The organism is Streptomyces sp. NPDC059853, assembly GCF_042731495.1.
Taxonomy (GTDB): domain Bacteria; phylum Actinomycetota; class Actinomycetes; order Streptomycetales; family Streptomycetaceae; genus Streptomyces.
The window spans coordinates 1-13,795 of record NZ_JBHWJL010000125.1 but is presented as its reverse complement, the minus strand read 5'-3'; the positions used below and the strand labels follow the sequence as shown (position 1 = coordinate 13,795).

Genomic DNA, 13,795 nt, shown 5'->3' with positions numbered 1-13,795 from the left:
CGGCCGGCTGGCCCCCGAGCCCGGTCCGCTGCGCGACCTGGCGGGCGAGGACACCTTCCTCACCGTCGTCGAGCAGGAGTTCCCCCGGCCCGCCCTGATCGACGGCGACCACCTGCTGCGCCGCACCGCCGAGGACACCGAGTTCCGTACCGTCCACTCCACCGACCGGCTGCTGCACTGGTTCGGCGTCCCCGCCTGGCAGCTCACCACCGGCGCCGTGGCGCTGCTGGCCCTGGTCCCCGTCGTGTGGGCCGTGCGAGGATGGCGGCGGCGGAAGGAGCCGGTGTGGAGCTGATCCTGTTCATGACGCTGCCCGGTCTGGTGATCACCCTGACCGCGCTGGCCTGCGCCGACCAGCTGCTGCTGCGGGCCGGACGCGCCGGGCTGCTGCCGTGGCGCTCCGGCGAGCGCACCGGCCGGGTCTCGGCGACCGGCTTCGAGATGCTGCACGTCTCGCTGCTGCCCGGCAAGGAGCACGAGCTGTCCCAGCGGCAGACCACCGCGCTGCTCCGTGACGAGGCGGGCGACGGCGCCCCGCGCGGCAGCGAGGTCGACCTCACCGCCGGCACCGCCCGCATCCGGCTGCCCGGCTGACGCCCCGCCCGCCCCCCGGGGCAGCGCCGCCGCTCAGGAACCCGCGCCGAGCCGGGCGGACGGCGCGCCGTCCGGGCTCCGCGGTGTCTCCAGCCGGTCGATCAGCCGGCCCAGCAGAGCGGCCAGCAACTCCTCGTCCGCGCCGCCCGGCAGCCCCGGGAAGCCGTCGGCCACCCGGTCGCGCAGCCGCCGCCAGTGCTCCGCTCCGCGCGGGGTCAGCGCCGCCAGCACCCGGCGGCGGTCCAGCGGGTCCACCCGCCGGTGCACCCAGCCGTCGTCCACCAGTTGGTCGACCAGCCGGGTCAGCGTCGGCGGTGGCAGCAGCACCCGCTCCGCGATCGCCGTCATGCCGTGGCCCTCGCCGTCGGCCAGCAGCGACAGCACCCGCCAGGCGTCCACCGTGCAGCCGGTGCCCTCCAGCGCGGCACGCAGCCGGCGCGCCGCGAGCCGTTCGGCACGGGTGAGCAGCGTGGCCAGATCGTCAACGGACATCTCGCTCCTCGGGCCGCGGGAACGACCATCCTACAAACGGCGTCATGATGGCCGGGTGACGTACCGGGAACCTCTCGCCCCCGCCGCCACCGACACCCTCGGCGTCGCCCTCGTCGTGCCGCGCCAGGGGCCGGCCGGCATCTTCGGGCCCGGCTGCGAACTGTGCGCCGAACTCGCCGCCGAGGAGATCAACACGGCAGGCGGCGTCATGGGCCGCGCCCTGCGGCTGATCACCGTGGACGGCGGGGCGCCACCCGCCCGGGTCGCCGCCGAGGTGGGCGCCCTGGTGGACGCGGGCGCCGTGCAGGGCGTCACCGGCTGGCACATCTCCTCGGTACGCCAGGCCCTCGCCCCGCGGATCGCCCACCGGGTGCCGTACGTCTACACCGCCCTGTACGAGGGCGGCGAGAACACCACCGGCGTCTACCTCACCAGCGAGACCCCCGGCGGCCAGCTCCGCCCCGCCATGCGGCTGCTGGCCGCCGAGCGCCGGGTACGCCGCTGGTACGTCGTCGGCAACGACTACGTCTGGCCCCGCCGCACCGCCCGCGCCGCCCGCCGCTACGCCCGGGAGAGCGGCACCCGGATCTGCGGCGAGAGCTACCTCCCGCTCGGTACCGAGGACTTCGCCGCCACGCTGCGCCGCATCGAGCACACCGGGGCCGACGCCGTCCTCATGCTGCTGGTGGGCAGCGACGCGGTGCGCTTCAACCGGGCCTTCGGCGCCGCCGCCCTGGACCAGCGCGCGCTGCGGCTGTCCACCCTGATGGACGAGAACATGCTGCTCGCCTCCGGGGTGGCCGGCACCCGGGGGCTGTCGGCCACCGCCGGCTTCTTCGGGGCCCTGGCCACCGCCGACACCCTGGACTTCCACGGCCGGTACGCGGCCCGCTTCGGCCCCGCGGCCCCCGCGCCGAGCAGCCTGGGGGAGTCCTGCTACGAGGGCGTCCTGCTGCTGGCCGCGCTGATCGCCCGGGCCGGCTCCTGGGCCGTCCCGGCCATCGAGGGCACCGTCGACGAGGTCAGCTACGAGGGCGCCCGGGGCGTACTGCGGCTGACGGGCCGTCATGTACGGCAGCGGATCTACCTCGCGGAGGCGGACGGTCTCGACTTCCGGGTCACCGCCGATCTGGACGCCTGGAGCGGCTGACCGGCCCGGGCCCCGTGATGCTTCCGGACGGAAGTATTAATGGCGGTGACATTCCGGTGAAACAGCCCCCTCCGAAGCTGTGGCATGCCCTCGCCGGGCAGCGCGGCCCGGCGGCAACTCCGAGACCGTGCAGGCCCCCACCCGGGGCCGAGGAGGAACCGCGATGCCGATAGCCCGGGGATACCGCCTGGCCTCATGCCTGCTGGCCCTGGCCACCGCCGCCGCACTCAGCGGCTGCGGCGCCCGCACCGGGGAGGAGAACGGGGACGGCCCGGCCGCCGCGACCATCGACACCTCCGGCGACACGATCAAGGTCGGTCTGCTCAACTCGCTCTCCGGCACCATGGCCATCAGCGAGGTGACGGTGCGCGACGCCCTCATGCTCGCCATCGAGGAGATCAACGCGGACGGCGGTGTCCTCGGCAAGCGCATCGAGCCCATCGGCGAGGATGGCGCCTCCGACTGGCCCACCTTCGCCGAGAAGGCCGGCAAACTCATCCAGCAGGACCAGGTCGCCGCCGTCTTCGGCTGCTGGACCTCCGCGAGCCGCAAGGCCGTCCTCCCGGTCTTCGAACAGCACGGCTCGCTGCTCTTCTACCCGGTCCAGTACGAGGGCCTCGAACAGTCACCCAACATCTTCTACACCGGGGCCACCACCAACCAGCAGATCGTGCCCGCCCTGGACTACCTGCGCGAACAGGGCGTCACCTCGCTCTACCTGGTCGGCAGCGACTACGTCTTCCCGCGCACCGCCAACCGGATCATCGGCGCCTACGCACAGGCCCACGGCATCGAGATCGTCGGCGAGGACTACGCCCCGCTCGGCTCCACCGAGTTCGCCACCATCGCCAACAAGGTCGAGGCGGCCGGTGCCGACGCCGTCTTCAACACCCTCAACGGCGACAGCAACGTCTCCTTCTTCAAGGAGTACGACGCCGCCGGGCTCACCGCCGACACCATGCCCGTCCTCTCCGTCTCCATCGCGGAGGAGGAGGTGAAGGGCATCGGCACCCAGTACCTCACCGGCCAGCTGACGTCCTGGAACTACTACCAGACCACCGACTCCCCGGCCAACGAGGACTTCGTCGCCGCCTACCAGGCCGCCTACGGCGCCGACAAGCCCACCTCCGACCCGATGGAGGCCGCCTACACCTCGGTGTACCTGTGGAAGGAGATGGTGGAGAAGGCCGGCTCCTTCGAGGTCGCCGACGTCCGCGCCGCCGCCGACGGCATCACCTTCGACGCCCCCGAGGGCACCGTCACCGTCCACGGCGAGACCCAGCACCTGTACAAGACCAACCGCATCGGCCGGATCGAACCCGACGGCACCATCTCCGAGATCTGGACCTCCGGCGAACCGATCGAGCCCGACCCGTACCTCACCGGCTACGGCTGGGCCGAGGGCCTGTCCTGATGACCGTTCTCATCGGCCAGTCCTTCACCGGCGTCAGCATCGGCGCCGTCCTGCTGCTGATCGCCCTCGGACTCTCCCTCACCTTCGGGCAGATGGGGGTGATCAACATGGCGCACGGGGAGTTCATCATGTCCGGCGCCTACACCACCTACGTCCTCCAGCAGCACCTCAGCGACGCCGGCACCTCCCTGCTGCTCGCCCTCCCGGCCGCCTTCGCGGTCGCCGGAATCCTCGGCATCGCCCTGGAACGCACCCTGATCCGGCGGCTGTACGCCCGCCCGCTGGACACCCTGCTGGTCACCTGGGGCGTCTCGCTGCTGCTCCAGCAACTCGCCCGGGACATCTTCGGCGCCCCCAACGTCCAGACCAGCACCCCCGGCTGGCTCACCGGCCGGATCACCCTGTTCGGCGGCGAGCACCCGGTCACCCTCTCCCACGCCCGGCTGTTCATCCTCACCCTGGCCGTCGCCGCCGTCGTGGCCCTCACCCTCACCCTGCGGCTCACCCCGCTCGGCCGCCGCATCCGCGCCGTCGTCCAGCACCGCGAACTCGCCGAGGCGTCCGGCATCGCCACCGCCCGCGTCGACCGCACGACCTTCTTCATCGGCTCGGGCCTGGCCGGCGTCGCGGGCGTCGCCCTCACCCTCGTCGGCCCCATCGGCCCCACCATGGGCACCAACATCATCATCGACGCCTTCCTGGTCGTCGTGGTCGGCGGCATCGGCCGGCTCAGGGGCGCCGTCGTCGCCGCCTTCGCCCTCGGAGTGCTCCAGGCGCTCGTCGAGTACTCCACCACCGTCTCCCTCGCCAAGGTCACGGTGCTGATCGCCATCGTCGCCTTCCTCCAGTGGCGCCCGCAGGGCATCTCCACCGTACGCACCCGGAGCCTGGCATGACCCGATCCCGCCTCCTGACACTGACCGGCTTCGCCGTCACCGCCGTGGCACTGTTCGCCGTCGCCCCGGCCGTCCTCAGCGACTTCCGGCTCTCCCTGCTGGCCCGCTACCTCTGCTTCGCCATCGTCGCCGTCGGCATCGCCCTCGCCTGGGGCCGGGGCGGCATGCTCACCCTCGGCCAGGGGCTGTTCTTCGGCCTCGGCGGCTACGCCATGGCCATGCACCTCAAGCTCGCCGACGCCGGCCCGGACGGCCTTCCCGACTTCATGCTGCTGTACGGCACAGGCGGCGAACTTCCCTGGTGGTGGGAGCCCTTCCGCTCCCCGGTGTTCACCCTCGCCGCCGTCCTGGTCCTGCCCATGACGCCGGCCGCCCTCATCGGCTTCCTCGTCTTCCGCCGCCGGGTGCGCGGCGCCTACTTCGCCATTCTCAGCCAGGCCCTGGCCGCCGCCTTCGCTCTCCTCCTCATCGGCCAGCAGGCCACCACCGGCGGCACCAACGGACTCACCAATTTCCAGGGCTTCTTCGGCTTCGCCCTCGCCGACCCGCTCAACAAGCGGATGGTGTACTTCATCATCGCCGCCGCGCTGTTCGCCGTCCTGGTGCTCACCCGGCAGCTGTTCCACTCCCGGTACGGCGAACTGCTCGTCGCCGTCCGCGACTCCGAGGAACGGGTACGGTTCCTCGGCTACGACCCGGCCCTCGTCAAGCTCGCGGCCTACACCGTCTCGGCGGGCATGGCCGGTCTCGCCGGGGCCCTGTTCGTCCCGGCCGTCGGCATCATCTCCCCGGCTCTGATCGGCATCGTGCCCTCCATCCAGTTCGTCATCGGCGCCGCCATCGGCGGCCGCGCCTCACTGGCGGGGGCCGCGCTCGGCGCGATCGCGGTGGCCTGGGCCCAGACCACCCTCTCCGAGGAGTTCCCGGCCGCCTGGACCTACTTCCAGGCCGGCCTGTTCATCGCCGTCATCGCCTTCCTGCCCGGCGGGCTCGCCTCCCTGCGCCACCACCTTGGCCGCCGTACCCGCGCCACCCCCCCCCCTGCGGCCCCCCGGCCCCCCCCGGCGGGAGGGGCCCCCCCCCCCCCGGCCCCCCCACGGGGGAAAGAGCGGGGTCCGGTGCCTGGGGGGCGCCGGACCCCGCTGAAGTCTGCGAGCGCTCAGGGCACGCGGCCCAGGGTGAGCACCCCGATGGTGATGGTCGTCCCGCGAACGTCGTAGAGCACTCGGTATCGGCCGACATGAATGCGCCGCACGTCCTCCGAACCGTAGGGGAAGCTTCCTCGCCGCCGCGTTGACAGCCGGGGTATCGCATTCCATGCGATAGGTCACCGACGGCCATCTTCGTCGAGGCCGAGACGGCGCCGCACCTCTTCGTGGGGGATGAGCTCCAGGGTCCCTTCAGCTGCCCGCCCGCGGTATCCGGCCACGGCCGGCGCGTCTTCCAGGTCTGCCGGATCCTGGGGATTGATCAGTACGGCGGCGGGGTGGCCGTGGCCGGTGATGACGATGCGCTCGTGAGAATGCGCGGCCCGGCGGATGAGCGTGCCGCACTTCGCGCGGGCTTCCGTCATCGCATAGGTGTCACTCACGTCCAGAAGTGTGCACAATGACGCTGAGCATTGCCTCGGTCACTCGTGGGCGACCGCAGTCGCTGACAGCCGCGCGATGCGCGCCCGCGCCTCGTCCCGGCCGCAGGCGTGCGCGCCCAGCGCCTCGTGGCGGGCCACGATCCGGCCCTCGGCGCGCAGGAGTTTCCAGCCGCGCCGCAGCAGGAACGCCAGCGACTTGCGCGACTCCCGCACATCGCGCACCAGCCGGCGCCGGAAGGTGGTCAGCGGCCGGTTGCGCAGGCACAGGGTGTCCGCCGCCAGGCCCTCGCGCCGGCAGGCGGCGCTGATCTCGGCGGCGAAGATGCCCTCCGCCACGAACAGCGGCGCCCCGCCCAGCTCCAGCCGGGTGGCACCGGTGATCGCGCTGGTGGAGATGTCGTACACCGGGACCGGCGCCGCGCCCTCGCCGCACAGCCGGCGGACGGCGGCCAGCGCCGCCTCCGCGTTCCACGACGCCGGGTCGTCCCAGTCGGTGCCCGACCCGTCCGGCAGCGGCGGCAGGGTCGGGTCCGTGCCTTCCTTGTAGAAGTCGTCGAGGCGCAGCACCGGCAGCCCGGTGCGCGCGGCGAGCCGGGACTTCCCGGAACCGGAGGGCCCGGTCAGCAGGATGACCCGGGCCCGGGGGCCGGGCTCGGGTTCCGCCTGCGACGTGGGGGGTATCGGCGGCGTCTGCGGCGTAACGGTCACGGGACCCCATTGTCCCGTATGCGCGCCGTTCAGATACCGATGGGGTGCCAGACGGTTTTGGTCTCCACGAAGGACAGCAGCCGCCCGGTGCCCGGGTCGGCCGACCAGTCCTCGGCGGCGGCCGGACGCCGTACCCGCTTGAGGTTGCCGGCCGCCGCCGTCTCCAGCTCGGTGGCCAGCGCGGCGTCACCGGCGGCCCCGGTCAGGTCGATCGCGTTGACGTCCTGGTGCGCGGCCAGCGGCGCGGCCAGCTCGGCGGTCTTCCCGGACAGGATGTTGACCACCCCGCCGGGGACGTCGGAGGTGGCCAGCACCTCGGCCAGCGAGAGCGCGGGCAGCGGCGCCCGCTCGCTCGTCACCACCACCGCCGTGTTGCCGCTCACCACGACCGGCGCCAGCACCGAGACCAGGCCGAGCAGCGAGGAGTCCTGCGGTGCCAGCACCGCCACCACGCCGGTCGGCTCGGGCACCGAGAGGTTGAAGAACGGGCCCGCCACCGGGTTGGCGCCGCCCGCGACCTGGGCGATCTTGTCGGACCAGCCCGCGTACCACACCCAGCGCTCCACGGCCGCGTCCACCGCCGCCAGCGCCGCCTCCCGGCCCAGCCCCTCGGCGGCGGCCACCTCGTCCGCGAACTGCTCGCGCCGCCCGGTGAGCATCTCGGCGACCCGGTACAGCACCTGGCCCCGGTTGTACGCCGTCGCCCCCGACCAGCCGGGGAACGCCTTGCGGGCCGCGACCACCGCGTCGCGGGCGTCCTTGCGGGAGGACAGCGGGGCGTTGGCCAGCCAGCCGCCCTGGGAGTCGGTCACCTGGTACACCCGTCCGCTCTCGGAGCGGGGGAACCTGCCCCCGACGAACAGCTTGTAGGTCTTGAACACGCTCAGCCGCGCTCCGGACTTCTCAGACATCGAGGTACGCCTCCAGACCGTGCCGGCCGCCCTCGCGCCCGAAGCCGGACTCCTTGTAACCGCCGAACGGCGACGAGGGATCGAACTTGTTGAACGTGTTGGCCCACACCACGCCCGCGCGCAGCTTGTCGGCCATCCACAGGATCCGCGAACCCTTCTCCGTCCAGATCCCGGCGGAGAGCCCGTACGCGGTGTTGTTGGCCTTGGCGACCGCTTCCTCCGGGGTGCGGAAGGTCAGCACCGACAGCACCGGGCCGAAGATCTCCTCCCGGGCGATGCGGTGCGACTGGGCCACGCCCGTGAACAGGGTCGGTGCGAACCAGTACCCCTGGCCGGGCAGTTCGCAGCCGGCCGGGGACCAGCGCTCGGCGCCCTCGGCCTCGCCCGCGGCGGCCAGCTCCTGGATCCGGGCCAGCTGCTCGGCGGAGTTGATGGCGCCGATGTCGGTGTTCTTGTCCAGCGGGTCGCCGACGCGCAGCGTCTCCATCCGCCGCTTCAGGGCCTCCAGCAGCTCGTCGCGCACCGACTCCTGGACCAGCAGCCGGGACCCGGCGCAGCACACATGGCCCTGGTTGAAGAAGATCCCGTTGACTATCCCCTCGACGGCCTGGTCGATCGGCGCGTCGTCGAAGACGATGTTGGCCGCTTTGCCGCCCAGTTCGAGGGTGAGCCGCTTGCGGGTGCCGGCCACCGTACGGGCGATGGACCGGCCGACCTCCGTCGAGCCGGTGAACGCCACCTTGTCGATGCCGGGGTGCGCCACCAGTTCGGCGCCGGTGGAGCCGTCACCGGTGAGGATGTTGACGACGCCGGGCGGCAGCTGGGCCTGGCGGCAGACATCGGCGAAGAACAGCGCCGACAGCGGGGTCGTCTCGGCCGGCTTGAGGACCACCGTGTTGCCGGTGGCCAGCGCGGGGGCGACCTTCCAGGCGAGCATCAGCAGCGGGAAGTTCCACGGGATGACCTGCCCGGCCACGCCCAGCGGGCGCGGGTCGGGGCCGAAACCGGCGTGGGCGAGCTTGTCGGCCCAGCCCGCGTAGTAGAAGAAGTGCGCGGCGGCCAGCGGCAGATCGACGTCGCGCGACTCACGGATGGGCTTGCCGTTGTCGAGCGATTCGAGGACGGCCAGCTCCCGCGAGCGCTCCTGGAGGATGCGCGCGATGCGGAACAGGTACGTGGCGCGCCCGGAACCCGGCAGGGCCGACCAGGGGCCGAAGGCGGCACGGGCGGCCCGGACGGCCGCGTCCACGTCCGCCGCCCCGGCGTGGGCGACCTCGGAGAGCTGCTCCTCGGTGGCGGGGGAGTGGGTGGGGAAGACCTTGTCCTCGGCGGCGGGCCGGAACTCGCCGTCGATGAACAGGCCGTAGGAGGGGGCGATGTCGACGACGGCGCGCGACTCGGGCGCCGGTGCGTACGCGAAGATGCTCATCAGTTCGTGGTGTCCTTAGCGTCCTCGGTCAGTCGACGGTCACGTAGTCGGGGCCGCTGTAGCGGCCGGTGGCCAGCTTCTGGCGCTGCATCAGCAGGTCGTTCAGCAGGCTGGAGGCGCCCAGCCGGAACCAGTCCGGGGAGAGCCAGTCGGCACCGGCCGTCTCGTTGACCAGGACCAGGTACTTGATGGCGTCCTTGGTGGTGCGGATGCCGCCGGCCGGCTTGACCCCGACCTGCCGGCCGGTGGCGGCGCGGAAGTCGCGCACCGCCTCCAGCATCAGGAGGGTGTTGGGGAGCGTCGCGTTGACGGATACCTTCCCCGTCGAGGTCTTGATGAAGTCCGCCCCGGCGAGCATCGCCAGCCAGGAGGCGCGGCGGATGTTGTCGTACGTCGACAATTCGCCGTTCTCCAGGATGACCTTGAGGTGGGCCGGCCCCGCCGCCTCCCGCACGGCGGCGATCTCCTCGAAAACCTGCAGGTAGCGGCCGGAGAGGAACGCGCCCCTGTCGATGACCATGTCGACCTCGTCCGCGCCGGCGGCCACCGCGTCCCGGGTGTCCGCGAGCTTGACGGGACGGGCCGCGCGGCCGGCCGGGAAGGCGGTGGCGACGGAGGCGACCGCGACCGGGCTGCCGGCCAGCGCCTCCTTGGCGGTTGCCACCATGTCCGGGTACACACAGATGGCGGCGACATGAGGCACGCCGGGGTCGCCCGGTTCCGGCCGCACGCCCTTGGCGCACAGCGAGCGCACCTTCCCGGGGGTGTCCGCGCCCTCCAGGGTGGTCAGGTCGATCATCGAGATCGCCAGGTCGATGGCCTCCGCCTTGGCGGTGGTCTTGATCGAACGGGTGCCGAGGGTGGCCGCGCGGGCGTCGAGGCCGACGGCGTCGACGCCGGGCAGGCCGTGGAGGTAACGGCGCAGGGCCGCGTCGGAGGCGGTGACGTCCGCGAGAGCGGCTGGGGGTGCGGTGGGTGGCATGCTCACCAGACGAGCATATCTACGCGCGTAGTGGGAGGCCACCCCCACATCCCCCCGCATTCCTTCGGCCCGCCGGGCAACCGAACCGCTCGACGTGGTGGTCGGGAGGGCGAGGGGGTGCTTCCGGACATGAAGCCCGACGACGAGGAAGAGTTCCAGGCGTTCGTACGCAGCCGCTGGCCCGGGCTGGTGCGCACCGCGTACCTGCTGACGGGGGACGCGCATCTGGCCGAGGACGTCGCGCAGAACGCGCTGACCAAGGTGTACCGCTCCTGGCGCCGGGTGCGCTCCAGCGACCACCCGGACGCCTACGTGCGCCGGGTCCTGGTGAGCTGCCACCACGACCGGTTCCGCAAACGGCGCGTCGCGGAACAGCTGACGGACCGGCCGCCGGACCTGCGCCCCGGTCCGGACGACATGGCCAGGACCGACGAGCGGATGCGGCTCCACGCCGCGCTGCTGAAGCTGCCCAGACGCCAGCGAGCCGTGGTGGTCCTGCGCTACTGGGAGGACCTGTCGGCCACCGAGGTGGCGGCGGCGCTCGGCTGCTCCACCGGGACGGTCAAGAGCCAGTCGGCCAAGGCGTTGGTGAAACTCCGGCGGCTGCTGGCCCACGGCCCGGTGGCCGCGCTGCCCTGACCGGCCCGTGCCCGTGACCCGGAGAGACCTGAACATGAAAGCGAGAGAGACATGACACCCGAGGACGACAGCCGGGCCGAGCGCGAGCTGCGCGCCCTGCTCAGCGAGCGGGCCGACCTGATCACCCCGTCCCCGCCGCCGGTCGAGAGGATCACCCGCGACGGCCGCGCCGCACGGCGGCGGACCCGGGTCGCGCTCGGCACCGGCCTGGCCGCGCTGGTCGCGCTGCCCGGTGTCCTGATCGCCGCCCAGACCGGCGGCGCCACCGGAGACGGCGGCCGGAACGAGACGGCCGCCCCACCGGCCGCGCCGCCCGCGCCGGAGACAACGGACGGCGCCCCGGAGCCCGGCGCCGGAGAGGACACCGCCCTTCCGCTGCCCCCCGCCGACCCCGCACGGCAACTGCTGGACGGCATCACCTACGAGCAGGCCGCCGAGGCGCTGCTGTCGTGCGTGGGCCCGGAGAGCGAACCCGACCCGGCCATCGACCCGGCCCGCCCCGCACTGGACGCGGCCGATTTCCAGATCCTGCTCGCCTGGGAGGGCGAGGGCGACGAGAACCGCGGCCCCGCGCCCCGCCGCCAGGTCCTCGCGGTGACCGCCGACCCGGCGGCCTCCCCGGCCCTCCAGCTGACCTGCGGCTTCCGGCCGGGTGAGGGCACCGTCAGCGTCCAGGGCGCGCCCCGGGCCACCGTCGAGCCGGGGCAGCCCCCGATCGTCCCCGACAGCAGCGCCGGACGTCACTGGTACGTCGAGGAGTGGACCCCGCCGTTCCGCTGGGCCCACTACGGAGCCGTCGCCCCGGAGGTCGCCCGGGTCACCGTGGAGTACGCGGGCGGCACGGAGGAAGCCGTCGTCGACGCTGGATACTTCGTGGCCGGCGGCATCGCCGGGCAGGTCCCGGACGCCGCTCCGCTGCTGCTGGGGTACGACGCGGCGGGCGAGCTGATCTACGACTCCCGTACCGACGACCCCCGTTTCTGAGCCATCCGGCAGAATCGGGGCATGACGAGTGAGCCCCCGAAGTACGCGGACCGCGTCTACCGCTCCGGCTCGGCGCTCGCGGCCGGTGTGCTGCTGATCGGCCTGGCCGCCTGGCTGGGCGGTGACGCCATGCTGCGCGGCGAGGGCAGGACCCCGGTCACCGCCGCCGCCGCGCTGCTGCTGGCGGTGCCGCTGGTCACCGCGTTCACCTTCCGCCCGGCGGTCTTCGCCGGGGACGAGCGGCTGCGAGTGCGCAACCCGTTCCGCACCATCGTGGCCCCCTGGGCCACGGTGGAGAGCGTGAAGGCGGCCTACTCGTGCGAGCTGAGGGCCGGTGGCGCCACGTACCAGCTGTGGGCCATCCCGGTCTCGCTGCGTGCCCGCGGCAAGGCGACTCGGCACAACGAGCGCCTCGCCGCGGGCGAGACGCCGCGCGGCGGCCTGTTCGGCCTCGGCTCCACCAGGGACCGGATCGGCCAGGACGCGGGTCAGCCGCGCACCGCCCCGTCCGACGTGGCCGTGGGCGAACTCCGCGAGCTGGCCGAGCGCCACGCGGACGCCCCCGGCGCGCAGGGCGAGGTCAGCGTGCGCTGGTCCTACGAGATCATCATCCCGGCGGCGGTGGGCGCGGTGGCGCTCCTCGTCCTGTGGATCACCGGCTGACCGGCCGGCCGAACCGGAGGAAAACGAACGATGGTCGTGGTCATGGGCATGGTCCTGGGCGACAGGCACCCCCGCACTCCGGCGCGGGGGCGGTAGCCCAGCACTCCTTCCCCCTCCTCGTCGCAGTGCTCTCTGTGCTGACCAGCGCACGTTCGACCACGAGGAGTCCCTTCAGCGTGTCCACGCTCCACTGGACCGATCACCGCGGGCATGGCCATCCCGCCCGCCCCACCACCGTCCTCCGCAGCGCCCAATGGCACTCCGAGAACGGCACCCCGCCGCCGCGCCGCGTCGTGACGGCGGACGACACCACCGACGCCGCCACCGTCCACCGGCTGACCCGGCGGGGCACCGCGCTGCTGTGGCGCGGCGACTTCCCCGGCGCCCGGCGGACGCTGCGCGAACTGGCCCGCCGCATCGACGCGTCCGCACCACCGGCCACCACCTTCGCCGCACACCGGCGCGCCAGGGCCCACCGCGCCCGGCTGCTGGGGCGCGTTCTGGTGCTGCTCCCCGACGGGCGCTCGCTGGATCTGCGCCGGGCACCCGAGGTCCGTACCGCCTGCACCGAGGCCTACGGCCCGCATCCCTCCGCCGCCCCCTGGCTGGTCTCGCTCCCGGAACTGCTGGGTGTGCTCAGCGCGCACGAGTGGCGCCGCAAGGGCGTCCCGGTGCCGGAGCTGGGGGCCAGGATCCATCCGCACTACGGGGTGTTCTCGCCGGTCCGCGGCGAGTATCTGCGCCTGGTGGCGCGGGCGCCGCTGCCCGCCGGGGCGGTCACGGCCTTCGACCTGGGCACCGGCACCGGTGTCCTGGCCGCCCTGCTGGCGCGGCGCGGCGTGGCCCGGGTGGTGGCCACCGACCGCAGCCGGCGGGCCCTGGCCTGCGCCCGGGACACCGCGCGCCGGCTGGGGCTCGCCGACCGGATCACGGTGCGGGGCCCGGAGCTGTACCCGCCGGGCCGGGCCGGGCTGATCGTCTGCAACCCGCCGTGGCTGCCCGGCCTGCCGGCCTCCGAGGTGGAACTGGGGGTGTACGACGAGGACAGCGCCATGCTGCGGGGCTTCCTGACCGGGGTGCGCGGGCATCTGGCGCCGGGCGGTGAGGCGTGGCTGATCCTCTCCGACCTGGCGGAGCGGTTGGGGCTGCGCGGCCGCGACGCGCTGCCCGCCGCGATCGGGGCGGCCGGGCTGCGGGTGGTGGCCCGGCTGGACACGGTGCCGGGTCATCCCCGGGCCGTGACCGATCCGACCCGCTGCACGCGGCGCGGGCAGGCGAGATCACCTCACTGTGGCGGCTGGTGCCGCGCTCCTAGCCGGCGGGGGGGGGGGGGGGGCGCGGG

14 protein-coding genes and 2 pseudogenes are annotated in these 13,795 nt (G+C 73.4%); 10 read left to right on the top strand and 6 right to left on the bottom strand.

Annotated elements, in window-relative coordinates; all coding sequences use genetic code 11:
• Both ACFV5N_RS15445 and ACFV5N_RS15440 read left to right on the top strand, forming a co-directional pair.
• A pseudogene (locus ACFV5N_RS15445) lies at nt 1-295 on the top strand (DUF2330 domain-containing protein); the annotation flags it as partial.
• Nucleotides 286-594, top strand: a complete 309-nt coding sequence (locus tag ACFV5N_RS15440) for a DUF6191 domain-containing protein (protein WP_385599214.1) — start codon at nt 286-288, stop codon at nt 592-594. The pseudogene ACFV5N_RS15445 and the gene ACFV5N_RS15440, both read left to right, overlap by 10 nt.
• Before the next feature lie 33 nt (nt 595-627).
• Here ACFV5N_RS15440 and ACFV5N_RS15435 read toward each other — a convergent pair whose 3' ends face one another.
• A complete protein-coding gene (locus ACFV5N_RS15435) occupies nt 628-1,086 on the bottom strand; it encodes a MarR family winged helix-turn-helix transcriptional regulator (protein WP_385599211.1) in 459 nt (152 codons plus the stop codon).
• Nucleotides 1,087-1,141: 55 nt separating this feature from the next.
• On the opposite strand from ACFV5N_RS15435, the gene ACFV5N_RS15430 reads away from it, so the two are divergent.
• The 4 genes from ACFV5N_RS15430 to urtC all read left to right on the top strand — a co-directional run bounded on the left by ACFV5N_RS15430 (nt 1,142) and on the right by urtC (nt 5,766).
• Complete coding sequence (locus ACFV5N_RS15430; protein ID WP_385599209.1) at nt 1,142-2,236, top strand: substrate-binding domain-containing protein; 1,095 nt, start codon at nt 1,142-1,144, stop codon at nt 2,234-2,236.
• A 163-nt stretch (nt 2,237-2,399) separates the two neighbouring features.
• Nucleotides 2,400-3,650 carry an urea ABC transporter substrate-binding protein gene (gene urtA / locus ACFV5N_RS15425; RefSeq protein ID WP_385599206.1) on the top strand — a complete coding sequence of 417 codons (1,251 nt, stop codon included), beginning with the start codon at nt 2,400-2,402 and terminating at the stop codon, nt 3,648-3,650.
• A complete protein-coding gene (urtB, locus tag ACFV5N_RS15420; protein WP_385599203.1) occupies nt 3,650-4,546 on the top strand; it encodes an urea ABC transporter permease subunit UrtB in 897 nt (298 codons plus the stop codon). The genes urtA and urtB overlap by 1 nt, the downstream gene beginning before the upstream one ends.
• The gene (gene urtC / locus ACFV5N_RS15415; protein WP_385599200.1) at nt 4,543-5,766 is read left to right on the top strand and encodes an urea ABC transporter permease subunit UrtC; all 1,224 of its coding nucleotides are present in this window, start codon (nt 4,543-4,545) and stop codon (nt 5,764-5,766) included. The genes urtB and urtC overlap by 4 nt, the downstream gene beginning before the upstream one ends.
• A gap of 107 nt (nt 5,767-5,873) precedes the next feature.
• Here urtC and ACFV5N_RS15410 read toward each other — a convergent pair whose 3' ends face one another.
• From ACFV5N_RS15410 to deoC, 5 genes are read right to left on the bottom strand one after another with little or no spacing between them, the layout of a single operon-like run.
• Entirely contained in the window at nt 5,874-6,137 is a 264-nt protein-coding gene (locus ACFV5N_RS15410; protein ID WP_385599197.1) for a type II toxin-antitoxin system Phd/YefM family antitoxin, read from the bottom strand.
• A gap of 39 nt (nt 6,138-6,176) precedes the next feature.
• Nucleotides 6,177-6,845 (bottom strand): uridine kinase, encoded by a 669-nt coding sequence (locus ACFV5N_RS15405; RefSeq protein WP_385599194.1) that lies wholly within the window; start codon nt 6,843-6,845, stop codon nt 6,177-6,179.
• A 29-nt stretch (nt 6,846-6,874) separates the two neighbouring features.
• Nucleotides 6,875-7,756 (bottom strand): aldehyde dehydrogenase family protein, encoded by an 882-nt coding sequence (locus ACFV5N_RS15400; protein ID WP_385599191.1) that lies wholly within the window; start codon nt 7,754-7,756, stop codon nt 6,875-6,877.
• A complete protein-coding gene (locus ACFV5N_RS15395; protein WP_385599188.1) occupies nt 7,749-9,185 on the bottom strand; it encodes an aldehyde dehydrogenase family protein in 1,437 nt (478 codons plus the stop codon). The genes ACFV5N_RS15400 and ACFV5N_RS15395 overlap by 8 nt, the downstream gene beginning before the upstream one ends.
• A 28-nt stretch (nt 9,186-9,213) precedes the next feature.
• A complete protein-coding gene (gene deoC / locus ACFV5N_RS15390; protein WP_385599217.1) occupies nt 9,214-10,167 on the bottom strand; it encodes a deoxyribose-phosphate aldolase in 954 nt (317 codons plus the stop codon).
• A 129-nt stretch (nt 10,168-10,296) separates the two neighbouring features.
• Between deoC and ACFV5N_RS15385 the strand changes: the two genes are divergently transcribed.
• The 4 genes and pseudogenes from ACFV5N_RS15385 (at nt 10,297) to ACFV5N_RS15370 (ending at nt 13,768) form a co-directional block, all read left to right on the top strand.
• A complete protein-coding gene (locus ACFV5N_RS15385; RefSeq protein ID WP_385599186.1) occupies nt 10,297-10,806 on the top strand; it encodes a SigE family RNA polymerase sigma factor in 510 nt (169 codons plus the stop codon).
• Nucleotides 10,807-10,857: 51 nt separating this feature from the next.
• Nucleotides 10,858-11,790: a hypothetical protein gene (locus ACFV5N_RS15380; protein WP_385599183.1), complete on the top strand. Its 933-nt coding sequence runs from the start codon at nt 10,858-10,860 to the stop codon at nt 11,788-11,790.
• A 21-nt stretch (nt 11,791-11,811) separates the two neighbouring features.
• A complete protein-coding gene (locus ACFV5N_RS15375; protein WP_385599180.1) occupies nt 11,812-12,453 on the top strand; it encodes a PH domain-containing protein in 642 nt (213 codons plus the stop codon).
• 176 nt (nt 12,454-12,629) lie between these two features.
• Nucleotides 12,630-13,768 (top strand): annotated as a pseudogene (locus tag ACFV5N_RS15370) (methyltransferase).
• Nucleotides 13,769-13,795: the final 27 nt, after the last annotated feature.

Bases quoted from the DNA above. Each gene is read 5' to 3' on its own strand.
- ACFV5N_RS15435 (WP_385599211.1), bottom strand. From the start codon at position 1,086: ATGTCCGTTGACGATCTGGCCACGCTGCTCACCCGTGCCGAACGGCTC.
- ACFV5N_RS15380 (WP_385599183.1), top strand. From the start codon at position 10,858: ATGACACCCGAGGACGACAGCCGGGCCGAGCGCGAGCTGCGCGCCCTG.
- ACFV5N_RS15395 (WP_385599188.1), bottom strand. From the start codon at position 9,185: ATGAGCATCTTCGCGTACGCACCGGCGCCCGAGTCGCGCGCCGTCGTC.
- urtA (WP_385599206.1), top strand. From the start codon at position 2,400: ATGCCGATAGCCCGGGGATACCGCCTGGCCTCATGCCTGCTGGCCCTG.
- deoC (WP_385599217.1), bottom strand. From the start codon at position 10,167: ATGCCACCCACCGCACCCCCAGCCGCTCTCGCGGACGTCACCGCCTCC.
- ACFV5N_RS15375 (WP_385599180.1), top strand. From the start codon at position 11,812: ATGACGAGTGAGCCCCCGAAGTACGCGGACCGCGTCTACCGCTCCGGC.
- urtB (WP_385599203.1), top strand. From the start codon at position 3,650: ATGACCGTTCTCATCGGCCAGTCCTTCACCGGCGTCAGCATCGGCGCC.
- ACFV5N_RS15400 (WP_385599191.1), bottom strand. From the start codon at position 7,756: ATGTCTGAGAAGTCCGGAGCGCGGCTGAGCGTGTTCAAGACCTACAAG.
- urtC (WP_385599200.1), top strand. From the start codon at position 4,543: ATGACCCGATCCCGCCTCCTGACACTGACCGGCTTCGCCGTCACCGCC.
- ACFV5N_RS15385 (WP_385599186.1), top strand. From the start codon at position 10,297: ATGAAGCCCGACGACGAGGAAGAGTTCCAGGCGTTCGTACGCAGCCGC.